Annotated in this window: 16 protein-coding genes; 1 reads left to right on the top strand and 15 read right to left on the bottom strand. The window is 66.8% G+C overall.

Annotated elements, in window-relative coordinates; translation table 11 throughout:
* Window positions 1-50: 50 nt before the first annotated feature.
* The 7 genes from trpA to AVKW3434_RS18725 form a co-directional block, all read right to left on the bottom strand.
* On the bottom strand, window positions 51-872 hold the full coding sequence (gene trpA, locus AVKW3434_RS18755; RefSeq protein ID WP_284407032.1) for a tryptophan synthase subunit alpha: 822 nt from the start codon (window positions 870-872) through the stop codon (window positions 51-53).
* Window positions 869-2,137 (bottom strand): tryptophan synthase subunit beta, encoded by a 1,269-nt coding sequence (gene trpB, locus AVKW3434_RS18750; protein ID WP_284395912.1) that lies wholly within the window; start codon window positions 2,135-2,137, stop codon window positions 869-871. Before trpB ends, trpA begins: the two co-directional genes overlap by 4 nt.
* Window positions 2,137-2,886 carry a phosphoribosylanthranilate isomerase gene (locus AVKW3434_RS18745; protein WP_284407031.1) on the bottom strand — a complete coding sequence of 250 codons (750 nt, stop codon included), beginning with the start codon at window positions 2,884-2,886 and terminating at the stop codon, window positions 2,137-2,139. Before AVKW3434_RS18745 ends, trpB begins: the two co-directional genes overlap by 1 nt.
* Window positions 2,883-3,722, bottom strand: coding sequence for a tRNA pseudouridine(38-40) synthase TruA (gene truA / locus AVKW3434_RS18740; protein WP_284395908.1), 840 nt, complete (start codon window positions 3,720-3,722; stop codon window positions 2,883-2,885). The genes AVKW3434_RS18745 and truA overlap by 4 nt, the downstream gene beginning before the upstream one ends.
* 49 nt (window positions 3,723-3,771) lie before the next feature.
* Window positions 3,772-6,471 (bottom strand): motility hub landmark protein FimV, encoded by a 2,700-nt coding sequence (locus tag AVKW3434_RS18735; protein WP_284407030.1) that lies wholly within the window; start codon window positions 6,469-6,471, stop codon window positions 3,772-3,774.
* A 263-nt stretch (window positions 6,472-6,734) separates the two neighbouring features.
* Complete coding sequence (asd, locus tag AVKW3434_RS18730; protein ID WP_284395903.1) at window positions 6,735-7,865, bottom strand: aspartate-semialdehyde dehydrogenase; 1,131 nt, start codon at window positions 7,863-7,865, stop codon at window positions 6,735-6,737.
* A 95-nt stretch (window positions 7,866-7,960) separates the two neighbouring features.
* Entirely contained in the window at window positions 7,961-8,161 is a 201-nt protein-coding gene (locus AVKW3434_RS18725; protein WP_284407029.1) for a hypothetical protein, read from the bottom strand.
* A gap of 19 nt (window positions 8,162-8,180) precedes the next feature.
* On the opposite strand from AVKW3434_RS18725, the gene AVKW3434_RS18720 reads away from it, so the two are divergent.
* Complete coding sequence (locus tag AVKW3434_RS18720; RefSeq protein ID WP_284407028.1) at window positions 8,181-8,966, top strand: hypothetical protein; 786 nt, start codon at window positions 8,181-8,183, stop codon at window positions 8,964-8,966.
* A 101-nt stretch (window positions 8,967-9,067) separates the two neighbouring features.
* On the opposite strand, the gene leuB is transcribed toward AVKW3434_RS18720, so the two are convergent.
* The 8 genes from leuB to dnaK form a co-directional block, all read right to left on the bottom strand.
* On the bottom strand, window positions 9,068-10,138 hold the full coding sequence (gene leuB / locus AVKW3434_RS18715; protein ID WP_284407027.1) for a 3-isopropylmalate dehydrogenase: 1,071 nt from the start codon (window positions 10,136-10,138) through the stop codon (window positions 9,068-9,070).
* A 91-nt stretch (window positions 10,139-10,229) separates the two neighbouring features.
* On the bottom strand, window positions 10,230-10,895 hold the full coding sequence (gene leuD, locus AVKW3434_RS18710) for a 3-isopropylmalate dehydratase small subunit (protein ID WP_284407026.1): 666 nt from the start codon (window positions 10,893-10,895) through the stop codon (window positions 10,230-10,232).
* 38 nt (window positions 10,896-10,933) lie between these two features.
* Window positions 10,934-11,338, bottom strand: a complete 405-nt coding sequence (locus AVKW3434_RS18705) for a hypothetical protein (protein WP_284407025.1) — start codon at window positions 11,336-11,338, stop codon at window positions 10,934-10,936.
* Between the two features lie 41 nt (window positions 11,339-11,379).
* Window positions 11,380-11,478, bottom strand: a complete 99-nt coding sequence (locus AVKW3434_RS18700; protein WP_372588273.1) for an entericidin A/B family lipoprotein — start codon at window positions 11,476-11,478, stop codon at window positions 11,380-11,382.
* A gap of 67 nt (window positions 11,479-11,545) precedes the next feature.
* Window positions 11,546-12,967 (bottom strand): 3-isopropylmalate dehydratase large subunit, encoded by a 1,422-nt coding sequence (gene leuC, locus AVKW3434_RS18695; protein WP_284407024.1) that lies wholly within the window; start codon window positions 12,965-12,967, stop codon window positions 11,546-11,548.
* 39 nt (window positions 12,968-13,006) lie between these two features.
* A complete protein-coding gene (locus tag AVKW3434_RS18690; protein ID WP_284407023.1) occupies window positions 13,007-13,942 on the bottom strand; it encodes a LysR family transcriptional regulator in 936 nt (311 codons plus the stop codon).
* 155 nt (window positions 13,943-14,097) lie between these two features.
* The gene (gene dnaJ / locus AVKW3434_RS18685) at window positions 14,098-15,243 is read right to left on the bottom strand and encodes a molecular chaperone DnaJ (protein ID WP_272567922.1); all 1,146 of its coding nucleotides are present in this window, start codon (window positions 15,241-15,243) and stop codon (window positions 14,098-14,100) included.
* Window positions 15,244-15,331: 88 nt separating this feature from the next.
* Window positions 15,332-17,287, bottom strand: coding sequence for a molecular chaperone DnaK (gene dnaK, locus AVKW3434_RS18680; RefSeq protein WP_284407022.1), 1,956 nt, complete (start codon window positions 17,285-17,287; stop codon window positions 15,332-15,334).
* Between the last annotated feature and the right edge of the window lie 64 nt (window positions 17,288-17,351).

Raw genomic sequence — 17,351 nt, 5'->3', positions numbered from 1 at the left:
CGCTTCAAGTCTCAGCCGGCGCGCCACGGACCGGGCGCGCGGGGCTGCAATTATGCGTCCAGCGCCTTGCGCACTCCCCGCAGGAAGTCGATGGTGACCGGCACCACCTTTTCATGCGGCTGGTCTTCCAGCAACTGGATGATGCGGCTGCCGATGACCACGGCATCGGCCACGCGCCCGATGGCCTGGGCCGTGGCCGCATCGCGGATGCCGAAGCCCACGCCCACGGGAATGTGCACATGGCGGCGGATGACGGGCAGCATGGCCTCGACGGCGGTGGTGTCGAGAGCGCCCGAGCCGGTCACGCCCTTGAGGGACACGTAGTACACGTAGCCGCTGGCCACGCGCGCGACCTGCTGCATACGCTCTTCGGTGCTGGTGGGTGCCAGCAGGAAGATCAGGTCCATGCCGCGCTCGCGCAGGCTGGCGGCGAACGCTTCGCTTTCCTCGGGCGGGTAGTCGACGATGAGCACGCCGTCCACGCCCGCATCGGCGGCATCGCGCACGAAGGCCCCTGTGCCGTGGATCTGGTCGTAGCGCTCCACCGGGTTGGCGTAGCCCATCAGCACGACGGGCGTCTTGTCGTTGCGCTGGCGGAAATCGCGCACATGGCCCAGGACCTGCAGCATGCCCACGCCCAGCGAGAGCGCCTTTTCCCCGGCCTTCTGGATCACCGGGCCGTCGGCCATGGGGTCGGAGAAGGGCACGCCCAGTTCGATCACGTCGGCCCCGGCCTCGACCATGCCGTGCATGAGCGCCGGCGTGATGTCGGCGAACGGAAAGCCGGCGGTCACATAGGGAATGAGCGCCTTGCGCCCCTTGGCCTGCAGTTCTGCGAAGGTATTCGCGATGCGGTTGCGCGGCGAGCTCATGCGGCAGGCCCTCCCTTGACCCCGAGGCCGCGCATGGAGGGCCGGTCGTACACATCGGCCCCCGATAGGTCGGCGACGGTGCCGATGTCCTTGTCCCCACGGCCCGAAAGGTTCACCAGGATGGACTGATCCGTTGGCATGGTCTTGGCCAGTTTCATGGCATAGGCCACGGCATGACTGGATTCCAGCGCTGGAATGATGCCTTCGGTGCGGCACAGGTAATGGAAGGCGGCCAGCGCCTCGGCATCGGTGATGCCGACGTATTCGGCACGACCGATTTCCTGCAGCCACGCGTGCTCGGGCCCGACGCCGGGGTAGTCCAGGCCTGCGCTGATGCTGTGCGTTTCGGTGATCTGGCCGTTCTCGTCCTGCAGGATGAACGTGCGGTTGCCGTGCAGCACGCCCGAGCTCCCGCGCTGCAGCGAGGCCGAGTGCTTGCCGCTGTCCAGCCCCTCGCCGGCGGCTTCCACGCCGATCAGGCGTGTCTTTTCATGGGGAATGTAGGGGTGGAAGATGCCCATGGCATTGCTGCCGCCGCCCACGCAGGCGATCACCGCGTCGGGCTGCTGGGTGCTGGCCTTCTGCTCGGCCAGCATGGCCGGCATCTGTTCCAGGCACTCGGTGCCGATCACGCTCTGGAAATCGCGGACCATCATGGGGTAGGGGTGCGGGCCCGCCACCGTGCCGATGATGTAGAAGGTGTCGTCCACATGGGCCACCCAGTCGCGCATGGCTTCGTTCAGCGCGTCCTTGAGCGTCCTGCTGCCCGAATCGACGGGCACGACGGTCGCGCCCAGCAGCTTCATGCGGTACACATTGGGGCTCTGGCGCTTGACGTCCTCCGAGCCCATGTACACCACGCATTCGAGGCCGTAGCGCGCGCAGATGGTGGCCGTGGCGACGCCGTGCTGGCCTGCGCCCGTCTCGGCGATGATGCGCGGCTTGCCCATGCGCCGGGCGAGCATCGCCTGGCCGATTACGTTGTTGATCTTGTGGGCGCCGGTGTGGTTGAGGTCTTCGCGCTTGAGGTAGATCTGCGCGCCGCCCATCTCGCGGCTCATGCGCGCCGCGTGGTAGACCGGGGAGGGGCGACCCACGAAGTGCTTCAGTTCCGAATGGAATTCGGCCAGGAACTCCGGATCGTTCTGGTAGCGGGCATAGGCCTCGCGCAGTTCGGTCAGGGCATGGGTGAGCGTTTCGCTCGCGAAACTACCGCCATAGGGGCCGAAATGGCCGGCGGCGTCGGGTTGCTGGTAGGAAAGCATCAATGAATCTTTGCAAATTGCGCATCGGCCGCCTGCACGGCGGCGATGAAGCGTTGGATCTTGCCGGCGTCCTTGATGCCCCTCAACGGCTTGCCGTCGGGGCCATCGGCTTCCACGCCGGAACTGACGTCAACCGCGAGCGACAGGCCGCGCGGCCGCACCTGCAAGATGCCATCGGTCACGTTTGCAGGCGTGAGTCCACCAGACAAAACGAGGTGAGAGCCGACGCTTGGAGGTAGAAGTGACCAATTGAATGCCTTGCCGCCACCGCCATAACCTTCGACATGGGCGTCGAGCAGGATGGCCTGGGCGCGGGAGTGGGTTGCCGCGAATTGTACGAGGTCGAACCGCGCCGCACCGTCGCCAAGGGGAATGCGTGCCGCCCGCAGGAACGGCCTGGCTCCATCCGCCGTGGCCGCCCAGCAGTCTTGGGGTGATTCATCCCCATGGAATTGGACCGTTGCCGACGGAATCATTGTGCAGGCTGCTATCACTTCTGTAGCGGGTGCATTCACGAACAACAGCACCGGCGTTACGAACGGAGGCAGTCTGCGGGCCAGGGCTGCGGCCCGTTGCGGCGTGATTCCCCTTGGACTGGCGGCGTAGAGCACGAACCCCACCGCATCGGCGCCAGCCGCCACGGCCGCATCCACATCGTCCTCGCGGGTGAGGCCGCAGATCTTGACGCGGGTGCGGTGGTGGGGAGGGATAGGGACAGGCGGAGGGCTGGCGGGCTGGGAGCGGCTCATGGAAGCCAATCATACGCAGCGGTGCGCAGGGGCAGACCCCATGAGGCATCGTAGAGCGGTCCCTGAAAGTACAGCCCGTCTGGCGAAAACGTGGGCGCGGCCGCATCGCGCGAGCGGGCCAGCAACACCTCCTGCATCCAGCCGGCGGGCTGATTTCCCTGCCCGATCGCGACCAGGCAGCCCATGATGTTGCGGATCATGTGGTGCAGGAACGCGTTTCCCTCGAACTCGAATCGCCAGTAGCAGGGCTGCCAGTCGTGCGGCGGTGCGTTGGCCGGCGGGCCGGCATCGCTTTCGGCGGGGCCCCGCCGCGTGATCGTGATGCGCTGCAAGGTCTTGATGGGCGATTTGGCCTGGCAGGCCGATGCCCGGAACGAGGTGAAGTCGTGCTCTCCGAGCAGGTGGGCGGCAGCCTCGCGCATGGCGTTGCCGTCCAGTGGATGGAACACCCAGCCCACGCGCGCGCTGTCCACGCTGGGGCGCACGGGCGACTGCAGCAGCACATAGGCGTAGCGGCGGGACGTGGCGCAAAAACGCGCATGGAACGTCTCCGGCACCGGGTGCGCCCATTGCACGGCGATGTCGGCAGGCAGGAAGGTGTTGGTGCCGCGCACCCAGGAAAACGGCGTGCGGTCGAGCGGCGTATCGAAATGGACCACCTGCATGAGCCCGTGCACGCCCGCATCGGTGCGGCCAGCGCAGATGGTGGACACGGGTTGCGTGGCAAAGCGGCCGAGGGCCGCTTCCAGGTGGTCTTGGATGGTTCTGCCGGAAGACTGGCTTTGCCAGCCGTTATAGCCCTGCCCGTTGTAGCTGACGCCGAGCGCCATCCTCATGGATGGCGTCCCGGTGCGGCAGGGAGCGTGGCTGCGCTGGTGCCGTGCATCAGCCCAGTTCGGACAGCAGGCGTTGCGCCCGTGTCTTGAGCGCGCCGGACGATTCGGCAATGACTTCTTCGATCAGGGTGCGTGCGCCTTCGCTGTCGCCGATGGCGTTGAATTCTTCCGCCAGGGCGAGCTTGGTCGCCAGCGGATCGTCGGGCAGGGGCGGGGTCGCTTGCGGCAGATCCTGCACGGCCGGGCTGGCGGATGGACTGGTATTGCCGGCAGGTGTGTCCAGGTCCAGCGACAGCGCTCCGAGGTCGAATTCGAGCGGCGCCGGGCCCGACGGAGCGGCCTCGGCGGACGACAGCGGTGCCGGAGCGGAATCCATCAGCCGCAGGTCGGTCGGGAATTCCAGATCGGCGGTGTCCGGAGGCGGCGACAGCGGGGCGGCCGCGGTGGCCACCGGCTTGTCCCACGACGGTTCGGGCAGGTCCAGGGCCCCCGTGTCCAGTGCGGGAGGCTCCGAAACAGCGGGAGCGGGCGTCGGTGCGGGAGCCCAGGCCGGCGCGGCGGCCATAGCACCGGCAGCGGCGGCCGCAGCGGCGAAGGCACCCGGTGCGGCAGGTGGCGCGGGCGGCGCTTCGGTCAGGGCGTCGTCCGCCAGATCGAGGTCGAGGTCCAGATCGGGTGGCAAGGCCGCGCTGGTGGCGCCGGCCATCTGCGGACGGCCGTCCGTGAAGGTGCTGGCAAAGCCATTGCCGGTGTTGGGGCCGTCGTCGTCCAGGACCACGCCAGGGCGGCCGCCGGGTTGGTACAGCGGGTTCTCGGGATCGAGTTCGCGGCCCAGTTCGGACACGCGGGCCCAGTCGGGGCCTTGGCCATCGGTCAGCCGGAAGACGTCCTGCGCCACGGCTTCCAGCGCCTTGCGGTCCTGGCGCTTGGCATAGATCTCGCCCAGCTTGACGTGGACCGAGGTGCGGTCCGGGTTGTGGCGCACTGCCTCCTTGAGGATCTCTTCGGCCTGCAGGTCGCGGCCATAGGCCAGATACACGTCGGCTTCGGCCACGGGATCGACATCGCCGCCGGCATCGAGCTGGCTGGGCGAATAGGCCATCGAAGAGCCGGTGCTCAACTGGCTGCTGGCCGTGTCCACGCGCTGGCCGCCGCTGGCGCCGAAGAACGAATCCGGCTGCAGCTTGCTTTCCATGAAAGAACTGTCCACCGCATGCTGGTTGCGGCGGTTCTGGACCGTGCGGTAGACGCCATAGCCCAGCAGCAATGCCAGCAAGGCACCGCCGGCCAGCGGCAGCATGGGGTCGTCGAACAGGTTGGAGAAGAAGCCTGGCTCCTCCGTGTCGGGGGCTGGGGCGGGCACGGCAACGGGCGCTGGCGCCGGTGCGGGCGCTGGGGCTGCCACCACGGGCGGGGCTGGCTCGGCACTCGCCACGCTGGATGCCGGGGTTGCCGCCGTGCTGGCGGGCGTCACGGCAGCAGCGGGGGCCGCAGGGGCGCTGGCCACGCTGGCGGGGGCTTGTGGCGCGGGCGCCGCAGCGGGCGGTACCACGGCGCCCGTGGCCACGGCTGCGCCCGTGGCGGCGCTGGCGGCGGCTGACGGCGCGCTGCCGGAGCCCGTGGACACCGGCGCGGAGGCGGTTCCGAGCTTGTTCAGATCGGAGATGTTCTTCGACAGCTCGGCCATGCGCGCCGATGCGGCGCTGGCCTGCTTGTCCTTGGCCACCTGGTCTTCAGCAGCCTTCTGGCCTTGTACGGCGCCCTTGGACAGGGTGAGCTTGTCTGGCGCGGCCGTGGCGGGCTTGCGGTCCTCGACCTGGGTCTGGACCTTGCCGCTGGCCGAACGCTCGGCGGCGGCCACCTCGGCGGAGGGTGCGGCACCGGCCAGGCGGCGGCGGAATTCGTTGAAGTCGCGGCTTTGCGCGGCAATGATCTGACGTGCCTCGCCGGGGGGAGTGGCCCGTGCCTGGGTTTCATCGGGCAGTTGCAGCACCGCGCCCGATTTCAGCCGGTTCACGTTGCCACGGATGAAGGCGTCGGGGTTGGAACGCATCATCGCCACGAGCATCTGGTCGAGCGACACGCCAGCGGGGCGGTTGGCGGCGGCCAGGCGGCCCGCGGTATCGCCGGCCTGCACGGTGACCGAGCCGGCGGCACCCGCCGGGGCCGGCGCTGCGGCAGGGCGGGGCGTAGGGGCTGGCGCCGGGCGTGGTGTGGCGGTGGCTGCCGCTTGGGACGGCGCCGACTCGGCAGTCCGGGGCGTGCGCGGGGCCGGTGCAGCGGCCGGGGCGGACGGCGCCGTCACCTGAGGCGATGCGGTCACGGTGGCCGGCGCACGGCGCAGGGCCGGCGGGTCGAACAGCATGGTGTAGCTGCGCACGATCTGGCCGGAGTTCCAGGTGGCATCCAGCACCAGATCGACGAAGGGGTCGTTGATGGGGCGGTCACTGGTGAGTTGCAGCACCATCGAGCCATCGCTGCGGCGCTGCAGTTGCACGCGCAGGCTGTTCAGCGCGGGAGACACTTCCATCCCCTGGGCGCGGAACACCTGAGGGGACGCGGGGGCTGCCCGCAGCGAATCCGCTTCGGCGGCAGTGATCTGCGGCAGCTCGATCTCAGCGCGCAGGGGCTCGCCAAGGGCGGACTGCACGGTAAGGCGGCCCAGGGCGAGAGCATTCGCATCGGTGGCATACAGGCCGGCCGACATGACGGCCGCGGCGGCCAGGATTGAGAGTTTCCAACGATGCATGTGTGCCATCAACAAAAGAGGATTGTGCGGTCTGGCAAGGTGCCAGATTCAGGCAGTTTTGGTTCCGCGCGTAAGCGTGAAAATGTGTAAAAAGCACAATAGCATCAATGTTTTGCACTGACAAGCTGAGCCAAGGCGCAACCTTTGGGCGCCTTTCAGAAGGGCAATGTGCACCGCAGCAATGTTGTCAAAGGACAACGAGCAGTAACAAAACGTTGGTGCTTAAACGCGCTGACACCGGTTCGGTGTCAGCGCCCGCCGCGTCATTCGGCCAGCAGGATGCGCAACATGCGGCGCAGCGGTTCGGCGGCACCCCACAGCAGTTGGTCGCCGATGGTGAACGCGCCGATGTATTCCGGCCCCATCGCCATCTGGCGGATGCGGCCCACGGGAATCGTCATGGTGCCGGTCACGGCCACGGGGGTCAGGTCCTTCAAGGTGGCTTCGCGCGTGTTGGGCACGACCTTCACCCACTCGTTGTCGGCGGCGATCATGGCCTCGATGTCGGCCACGGGCACGTGCTTCTTCAGCTTGAAGGTCAGGGCCTGGCTGTGGCAGCGCATGGCGCCCACCCGCACACAAAAACCGTCCACAGGCACCGCGGGCGTGTCGAAGCCTTCGCCCTGGCCCATGATCTTGTTCGTCTCGGCCATGCCCTTCCACTCTTCCTTGGACATGCCGTTGCCCAGGTCCTTGTCGATCCAGGGGATCAGGCTGCCGCCCAGGGGCACGCCAAAGTTGGCGGTTTCCGCGTCCGACAGGCTGCGCTGCTTGGCGATGACCTTGCGGTCGATTTCCAGGATGGCGCTCTTGGGATCGTCCAGGAGCGAGCGCACTTCCGCGTTCAGCGTGCCGTATTGCGTCAGCAGTTCGCGCATGTGCTGGGCGCCGCCGCCGCTGGCTGCCTGGTAGGTCTGCGTGCTCATCCACTCGACCAGGCCGGCCTTGTACAGCGCACCCACGCCCATCAGCATGCAACTCACGGTGCAGTTGCCGCCGATCCAGTTCTTGCCGCCTTTGGCCAGGGCATCCTGAATCACGGGCAGGTTGACCGGGTCCAGCACGATGACCGCGTCTTCCTTCATGCGCAGCGTGGAAGCGGCGTCGATCCAGTGGCCGTTCCAGCCGGCGTCGCGCAGCTTGGGAAATACTTCGGTGGTGTAGTCGCCGCCCTGGGCGGTCAGGATGATGTCGCAGCGCTTGAGGGCGTTGATGTCGAAGGCGTCCTGGAGCGTGGTTTCGTTCTTGGCCTGCGCCGGGGCCTTGCCGCCTGCGTTCGACGTGGAGAAGAACACGGGCTCGATGAGACCGAAATCGCCTTCGGCCTGCATGCGGTCCATCAATACGGAGCCGACCATGCCGCGCCAGCCGACCAAACCTACCAACTTGCTCATTTCAACGCCCCTATTCAGTTTAAGAAACAGTACCCGACCGGGACTTTTCGCCTGGCTCGTCTGGCCAGGAAGGGCGCACGACGAACCAGGCTGGATCAGCCCTTAATGGTCGTGGTTTTGGTGGTGGTTGCGCGCGCGGCCCCACCGGCCAGGGCGGCGGGTGCAGTGTTCAGCAGGGTGAACGGGCGGGCGGCAAACATAGGCGGCGATTGTAGCGGAAGGCCTTTTGCCGACGGTGCTGTTTTTTTTGAGGGGCGGCGGGAGGTGTTGTTTAACATCCGGCCTTTTTTTTCCACGTCAAAGGTCCCTCACCGCATGCGCATCGTCGCCACCGCCTTTCTTGCCCTGGCCGCTCTGTTGAGCGGCTGCAATGCCTCACAGGACAGCCCGGCATCGATCGCGCCGCAGGAGACGCAGAGGGTTCGCGATGCCGTCGATGAACTGGCCCGCCAGGATTTTCCGGCCATCGAGGCCCAGCTGGCGCCCCGGTTGCGCACCGCCGATCTGCGGCAGAACCTGGGCCGGATGGCGGCATTGATCCCCCCGGGACCGCCCCAATCCGCCGAGGCGGTGGGCGTTCAGGTTCTGAAGACCGATTCCGCCACCTTCCACCACCTCACGCTCGAGTACGAGTATCCGCAGTCCTTGCTGGTCGTCTCTGCCATGCTGGAGCAGCGCGACGGCGCGGTCGTCTTCAATGCACTGCAGGTGACGCCGGCGTCGCAGTCCCTGGCCGCCACCCACCGCTTTTCGCTGGAAGGCAAAACGCCGGGCCACTACCTGTTCCTCGCGCTCGCGATCGGCATTCCGCTCGGGATCGTCTATACGCTGTGGGTCTGCGTCCGCACGCCGATCCCGAAGCGCAAGTGGCTCTGGTGTGCCGGGGTGGCGGTGGGCGTGGTGCAGTGCCATCTGGACTGGACCACGGGCGCATGGTCCGCGCAGTGGTTGAGCCTGCAGCTGCTGGGGGCGGGCTTTGTGAAGGTGGGGCCCCAGGCTCCGCTCATCCTCACCATCTCCGCGCCGGTGGGGGCGCTGGCCTTCTGGGTGCGTCGCCGGTCCTTCGTTCGCGCGGCATCGGCCGCGCCCGACGCGCGCTGATACCAGCGATCGCCAACGCATGGGCCCATAAAAAAGGGTGGCTGGCGGGCCACCCCTTTTGGCAGGAGCGGCCCGCTTCAGCGCGTGCCGGGCTGCAGCGGTCAGCCCAGGGCCTTCACCACGGCGTCGCCCATCTGCGCCGTGCCCACCTTCGTGGTGCCTTCGCTCCAGATGTCCGGCGTGCGCAGGCCTTGGGCCAGCACGTTCTGCACGGCCGCTTCGATGCGCTGGGCGGCCGCTTCCTGGTTCAGGCTGAAGCGCAGCATCATCGCGGCGCTCAGGATGGTGGCCAGCGGATTGGCCACGCCCTTGCCGGCGATGTCGGGCGCGCTGCCATGGCTGGGCTCGTACAGGCCCTGGTTCTTGCTGTTGAGGCTGGCCGAGGGCAGCATGCCAATGGAGCCGGTGAGCATGGAAGCCTCGTCCGACAGAATGTCGCCGAACATGTTGCCGGTGACCACCACGTCGAAGGCCTTGGGCGCCTTCACCAGCTGCATGGCCGCGTTGTCCACGTACATGTGCTGCAGTTCCACGTCGGGGTACTGCTGGCCCACTTCGGTGACCACGTCCTTCCAGAACTGGAAGGTTTCCAGCACGTTGGCCTTGTCCACGCTGGTGACCTTCTTGCTGCGCTTGCGCGCGGCCTGGAACGCCACGTGGGCGATGCGCTCGATCTCCGGCTTGGAGTAGCGCATGGTGTCGAAGGCCTCTTCGGCGCCGGGGAAATGGCCGTCCACGGCCGTGCGCCGGCCGCGCGGCTGGCCGAAGTAGATGTCGCCCGTCAGCTCGCGGATGATGAGGATGTCGAGACCCGAGATCAGCTCGGGCTTGAGGCTCGAAGCGCCCACCAGCTGCTCGTAGCAGATGGCCGGGCGGAAGTTGGCGAACAGCCCCAGGTGCTTGCGCAGGCCCAGGATGGCCTGCTCGGGGCGCAGGGGGCGGTCGAGCTTGTCGTACTTCCAGTCGCCGACGGCGCCGAACAGCACGGCGTCGGCGTCCTGCGCCAGCTTCAGCGTGGCTTCGGGCAGCGGGTGGCCATGGGCCTCGTACGCGGCGCCGCCGACCAGGGCGGACTCCATCTCGAACGGAAGGCCCAGCACGTCCAGCACCTTGACGGCCTCTGCCACGATTTCCGTGCCGATGCCGTCACCCGGCAAAACTGCGATTTTCATGTAATTGCTTCTCTTTTGATAGCGATATGCCCTAGTACTTATTGCACTGCGGGCCGATTGGATGCTTGATGTTTGGCTGCCGGCAGGCAGATCAACCCGCCATGGTGTGGGCCAGCCAGGGCTTGGTGGCCAGGCGCTGGGCCTCGAACACCTTGATCTTGTCGGACTGCCGCAGGGTCAGGCCGATGTCGTCGAACCCGTTGAGCAGGCAGTACTTGCGAAAGGCGTTCACTTCGAACGGAATCTCTTCGCCCACGACCTCGCCGCGGTTCTGGCGCACGATCACCTGGCGCTCCAGATCGATGGTGAGCTGGTAGCCGGGAAAGGCGTGCACCTCATCGAACAGCTGCGCCACGGTGGCCTCGGGCAGCACGATGGGCAGCAGGCCGTTCTTGAAGCAGTTGTTGAAGAAGATGTCCGCGAAGCTCGGCGCGATCACGGCGCGAAAGCCGTATTGGTCCAGCGCCCAGGGCGCGTGCTCTCGGCTCGATCCGCAGCCGAAATTCTTGCGCGCCAGCAGGATGGACGCGCCGGCGTAGCGGGGCTGGTTGAGCACGAAGTCCGGGTTGGGCTTGCGGCTCGCCGGGTCCTGGCCCGGCTCGCCGTGGTCCAGGTAGCGCCATTCGTCGAACAGGTTCACGCCGAAGCCGGTCTTCTTGATCGACTTGAGGAACTGCTTCGGAATGATGGCGTCGGTATCGACGTTCTCGCGGTCCATGGGGGCCACGAGGCCTTGGTGGAGAGTGAATTTCTGCATGGTGTGTGTCCGGAAGAGGGCTCGAAGGCAGCGGTGCGTTACTGCCCGTTGCTCCAGGTGCCGCCCTTGATGGCGGCGGTGGATGTTTCGCAGGCCTTGCGTTTTTCCTGCACGGCTTCGGGCGACAGGTTGTAGTAGTAGGCGTCCAGCGGCTGGCCCATCAGCCCCTTGCACGCGCCACTGGCGGGCCGGGGGCACTGCGCGAGGAAGGTCACCTTGCCTGCCTTGCCCCCGAGCTGGGCCGAGGTCTGCGCCAGGCCGTTGCAGCTCGCCTTGAGCTGCTCGGCCGGAATGCCGGCGGTGAACTCCATGCAGTCCTTCACCGCCACGGTTTTGCCGGCGACGGGCACGTTGCCTTCGATCACGCAGGCGCGGTCGGCCGCCAGGGCCGTGGCACAACCGCCCAGGAGCCAGGCGGCGAAGAGGGGCCATACGGCTTTCATGCGGCGGTCCTTTCTGGAGGTCTGGGGTGTGGCGCGGCCGGTCATTTGGCGGCCCGTTCGATGGCGCTGCCCGCGCGTTGCACGTCCTGGCCCATGCCCTTGACGGTGTTGCAGCCGGCCAGCAGGCAAGCCAGGGCCAGGGTGAGAAGGGTGGCGGTCTTGTTCACGGCAAGTGTCCTTGGGGTGAATGGAATGCAGCCGTGGCGCTCAGGCGAACTGGCGCACGTCCACGAAGTGGCCGTGCACGGCGGCCGCGGCGGCCATGGCCGGCGAGACCAGGTGGGTGCGTCCGCCCGCGCCCTGGCGGCCTTCGAAGTTGCGGTTGCTGGTGGAGGCGCAGCGCTCGCCGGGCTCCAGGCGGTCGGCGTTCATGGCCAGGCACATCGAGCAGCCGGGCTCGCGCCATTCGAAGCCCGCGGCCTTGAAGATCTCGTGCAGGCCTTCGCGCTCGGCCTGCTCCTTCACCAGGCCGGAGCCGGGCACCACCATGGCCAGCTTGATGTTCTTGGCGACCTTCTGGCCCAGCTTCTTGACCACGGCAGCGGCTTCGCGCATGTCCTCGATACGGCTGTTGGTGCACGAGCCGATGAACACCTTGTCCACGAAGATGTCGTTCAGCGCCTTGCCGGGCTCCAGGTTCATGTAGGTGAGCGCGCGCTCCATGGCGCCGCGCTTGTTGGCGTCCTTTTCCTTGTCGGGATCGGGCACGCGGGCATCCACGCCCAGCACCATCTCGGGCGAGGTGCCCCAGGTGATCTGCGGCACGATGTCCGCGGCGTTCAGCGTGACCACCGTGTCGAAGTGCGCGTCGGCATCCGACTGCAGTGTCTTCCAGTAGGCCACCGCCTGGTCCCATTCCACGCCCGAGGGCGACAGCGGCCGGCCCTTCACGTAGTCGATGGTCTTGTCGTCCACCGCCACCAGGCCAGCGCGCGCGCCCGCCTCGATGGCCATGTTGCAGACCGTCATGCGGCCTTCGATGCTGAGGGCGCGGATCGCCGGGCCGCCGAACTCGATGGTGTAGCCCGTGCCGCCCGCCGTGCCGATCTTGCCGATGATGGCCAGCACGATGTCCTTGGCCGTCACGCCGGGCGCGACCTGGCCGTCCACGCGGATGAGCATGTTCTTGGCCTTCTTGGCCAGCAGGGTCTGCGTGGCCATGACGTGCTCCACCTCGCTGGTGCCGATGCCGTGCGCCAGCGCGCCGAATGCGCCGTGCGTGCTGGTGTGGCTGTCGCCGCACACCACCGTCATGCCGGGCAGCGTGGCGCCGTTCTCGGGGCCGATCACGTGGACGATGCCCTGGCGCTTGCTCATGAACGGGAAGAACGCCGCCGCGCCGACCTCGGCGATGTTCTTGTCGAGCGTGGTGATCTGCTCCTTGCTGATCGGGTCGGTGATGCCGTCGTAGCCCCGGTCCCAGCCGGTGGTGGGCGTGTTGTGGTCCGCCGTGGCGACGATGGAGCTGACGCGCCAGACCTTGCGGCCGGCCTGGCGCAGGCCCTCGAACGCCTGCGGGCTGGTCACTTCGTGCACCAGATGGCGGTCGATGTAGAGGATGGCCGTGCCGTCTTCTTCGGCGTGGACGATGTGCTCGTCCCAGATCTTGTCGTACAGGGTGCGTCCCATGGCGGTCTCTTTGGTGGGTTTCAGGTGGGGTGGATGATTTTAGGAAGGCTCGGGCGGGGTAGGTGGCACCAAGTGTTCGACCAGGAGCCGGGCCGTGACTGGCAGGGTGTCGAAGTCGCGCGCCACCAGGCGCAATTCGCGCTGGCTCCAGGGTTCGTCGAGCGCGACGGATTGCAGCCGGCCTACGCCCCGCATGAGCGCGAAGGCCCGGTCCGGCAGCAGGCCCACGCCCAGGCCGTTGTCGATCATGCGGCACATGGCGTCCAAGCCGGTGACCTGGATGCGCTGGCGCAGCGGTCGCCCGGCCTGCGCGGCTGCCTGGTGCATGGCCAGGCTGATGCTGCTGTTGGCCTGCAGGCCGACGATGTCGCAGTCGAGCAATGCTTCAAATTTGATAGCAGAATGCCGTGACAAGACATGCCCTTGCGGCACAACGAGCACCAGGCGGTCGCTGCGGTACGGACGGCTTTGCAGGCCCTCGGGCTCGGCGGTGGCCCCGGTGTGGCACAGCCCCAGGTCGGCCGCGCCTTCGCGCACCGCCTGCAGCACGTCGGGGCTGAGGTGTTCCTGCAGGTCGATCTTGACCTGGCTGTGCGCGCGGGCGAAAGCCCCCAGGTCCTCCGGCAGGAACTGCACGATGGCCGAGATGTTGGCGTGCATGCGCACATGGCCGCGCACACCGTCGGCATATTCGCTCAGTTCGCCCTGCATGCGCTCCAGCCCGAACAGCACGGTGCGGGCGTGGTGCAGCAGGCTTTCGCCAGCGGGCGTGAGGGTGACGCCGCGGCTGTGCCGGTACAGGAGCGCGGTGTCCACTGCCGTTTCGAGATCGGACAGCCGCTTGCTGACGGCCGATGCGGCGATGAACTCCCGCTCCGCCGCGCGGCCGATGCTTCCCAGCTCGCAAACAGCCACGAAGAGCTGCAGCGAGGTGAGATCGATTCGGCGCGCAAAACTGCGCTCGGAGCTTTTCATCGGGGTTGGAGAATTCTCGTAATCAGAGAGTTGGCGTATTTTCTCCCATGAAAACACCTCCAGCCATCGTGGTATGCGATGGCTTTGCTGCCGATTCGCGCAAAAAAACGGCGCCCTGGGGCGCCGTTGGCATTGAAAGCACCAGCCTGCCGCGATCAGCTGAACAGGTTCTTCAATCGGTCGGTCCAGCTTTCGCCGCTGGGCGAGTGCTTGGCGCCGCCTTTCTTGAGCGACTCCTCCAGCTCGCGCAGCAGCTTGCGCTGGTGCTCGGTCAGCTTGACGGGCGTTTCCACCGCGATGTGGCAGTAAAGGTCGCCGGGGTAGCTGGCCCGCACGCCCTTGATGCCCTTGCCGCGCAGGCGGAACTGCTTGCCGGCCTGGGTGCCTTCGGGAATGTCGATGGCCGCCTTGCCCTGCAGCGTGGGCACTTCGATCTCGCCGCCCAGCGCGGCCGTGATGAAGCTCACCGGCACCTGGCAATGCAGGTCGTCGCCGTCGCGCTCGAAGATGTCGTGCTTCTTCAGGCGGATCTCGATGTACAGGTCCCCCGGCGGGCCGCCGTTGGTGCCCGGCTCGCCGTTGCCGGTGCTGCGGATGCGCATGCCGTCGTCGATGCCGGCGGGGATCTTCACTTCCAGCGTCTTCTGCTTCTTGACCTTGCCCTGGCCGTGGCACGTGGTGCAGGGCTCGGGAATGATCTTGCCCGTGCCGCGGCAGTGCGGGCAGGTCTGCTGCACGCTGAAGAAGCCCTGGCGCATCTGCACCGTGCCGGCACCGGCACAGGTGGTGCAGGTCTTGGCGCTGGTGCCCGGCTTGGCGCCGCTGCCGTGGCAGGTCTCGCACGATTCCCACGAGGGAATGCGGATCTGCGCGTCCTTGCCCTTGGCCGCCTCTTCGAGGGTGACCTCCATCGCGTAGCTCAGGTCGTTGCCGCGATAGACCTGGCGCCCGCCCTGGCCGCGCCCGCGCGCGCCGCCCTGGCCGAACATGTCGCCGAAGATGTCGCCGAAGGCCTCGGCAAAACCACCGAAACCTTCCGCACCCGCGCCGCCGGGGCCGCGCATGTTCGGGTCCACGCCCGCGTGGCCGTACTGGTCGTAGGCGGCCCGCTTCTGCGGATCGGAGAGCATTTCATAAGCCTCTTTGGCTTCCTTGAACCGCTCTTCGGCAGGCTTGGCCGCGTCACCCTGGTTGCGGTCAGGGTGGTGCTTCATCGCGAGCTTGCGATAAGCCTTCTTGATCTCTTCGTCCGAGGCGTTCTTTGGAACGCCCAGAACTTCGTAAAAGTCTCTCTTGGACATGGTCTTTCCGAGCTCGGTTGGAACAGGAACGCCGCGCTGGCCCCTGTGCAGGGCCCGGCGCGGCGGCTAGTCGGGCACGCGAGCGCGCTCAGCCTTTCTTCACTTCCTTCACTTCAGCGTCCACCACGTTGTCGTCGTGCGGTGCTGCGCCGGCGGAGGACGAGGCACCGCCCTGGGGCGCTGCACCTTCCGTGCCACCTGCTGCCGCGGCCTGGGCGGCCTGCGCTTCGGCGTACATCTTCTCGCCCAGCTTCTGGCTGGCGGTCATCAGCGCGGTCGTCTTCTCGTCGATGGCGGCCTTGTCCTCGCCCTTGAGCGCGTCTTCCAGGGCCTTCACGGCCGACTCGATCTGCTCCTTCTCGGCCGCATCGAGCTTGTCGCCGTGCTCGCCCAGGCTCTTGGTCACGCTGTGCACGGCGGCTTCGCCCTGGTTGCGCGCCTGGACCAGTTCCAGCTTCTTCTTGTCGTCGGCCGCGTTCAGTTCGGCGTCCTTCACCATCTTCTGGATCTCTTCCTCGGACAGGCCCGAGTTCGCCTTGATGGTGATCTTGTTTTCCTTGCCCGTGCCCTTGTCCTTGGCGCCCACGTGCAGGATGCCGTTGGCATCGATGTCGAAGCTCACCTCGATCTGCGGCACGCCGCGGCCTGCCGGCGGAATGCCTTCCAGGTTGAACTCGCCCAGCAGCTTGTTGGCGCTGGCCAGTTCGCGTTCGCCCTGGAACACCTTGATCGTCACGGCCGGCTGGTTGTCGTCGGCGGTCGAGAAGGTCTGCGCGAACTTCGTCGGGATCGTGGTGTTCTTGCTGATCATCTTGGTCATCACGCCGCCCAGCGTCTCGATGCCCAGCGACAGCGGCGTCACGTCCAGCAGCAGCACGTCCTTGCGGTCGCCCGACAGCACCTGGCCCTGGATGGCGGCGCCCACGGCCACGGCCTCGTCCGGGTTCACGTCCTTGCGCGGGTCCTTGCCGAAGAACTCCTTGACCTTGTCCTGCACCTTGGGCATGCGGGTCATGCCGCCGACCAGGATCACGTCATGGATGTCCGACACGCTGATGCCGGCGTCCTTGATGGCCGTGCGGCAGGGGGCGATCGTGCGTTCGATCAGCTCTTCCACCAGCGCTTCGAGCTTGGCACGCGTGAGCTTGATGTTCAGGTGCTTCGGGCCCGAGGCGTCCGCCGTGATGTAGGGCAGGTTGATGTCGGTCTGCGCGCTGTTGGACAGCTCGATCTTGGCCTTCTCGGCGGCTTCCTTCAGGCGCTGCAGGGCCAGCACGTCCTTGGACAGATCGACGCCCTGGTCCTTCTTGAACTCGGAAATGATGTAGTCGATGATGCGCTGGTCGAAGTCTTCGCCGCCCAGGAACGTGTCGCCGTTGGTGGACAGCACTTCGAACTGCTTTTCGCCATCGACGTCGGCGATCTCGATGATGGACACGTCGAACGTGCCGCCGCCCAGGTCATACACGGCGATCTTGCGGTCGCCCTTTTCCTGCTTGTCCAGGCCGAAGGCCAGGGCCGCAGCCGTGGGCTCGTTGATGATGCGCTTGACGTCCAGGCCCGCGATGCGGCCGGCGTCCTTGGTGGCCTGGCGCTGGGCGTCGTTGAAGTACGCGGGCACCGTGATGACGGCTTCCGTCACCGCTTCGCCCAGGTAGTCCTCGGCAGTCTTCTTCATCTTGCGCAGGATGTCGGCGCTGACCTGCTGGGCCGAGATCTTGTTGCCGCGCACTTCGACCCAGGCGTCGCCGTTGTCGGCCGCCGTGATCTTGTAGGGCATCAGGTCGATGTCCTTTTGCACTTCCTTTTCGGTGAACTTGCGGCCGATCAGCCGCTTGATCGCATACAGCGTGTTCTGCGGGTTGGTGACGGCCTGGCGCTTGGCCGAGGCGCCGACCAGCACTTCGCCGTCTTCCTGGTACGCCACGATGGAGGGCGTGGTGCGCGCGCCTTCCGAGTTCTCAATCACCCGCGTGGTGTTGCCTTCCATGATGGACACGCAGCTGTTGGTGGTGCCCAGGTCGATACCGATGATTTTTCCCATGTTGTTCTCCGAGATTTTGAAAAAGATTTGGATGCCGATAACTTGTGGATAACTTGGCCGGCTT

Source organism: Acidovorax sp. SUPP3434 (assembly GCF_030159015.1).
Lineage (GTDB): Bacteria > Pseudomonadota > Gammaproteobacteria > Burkholderiales > Burkholderiaceae_C > Paracidovorax.
Note: the sequence above shows the minus strand (reverse complement) of the source record. Positions and strands in the feature narration are given on the sequence as shown.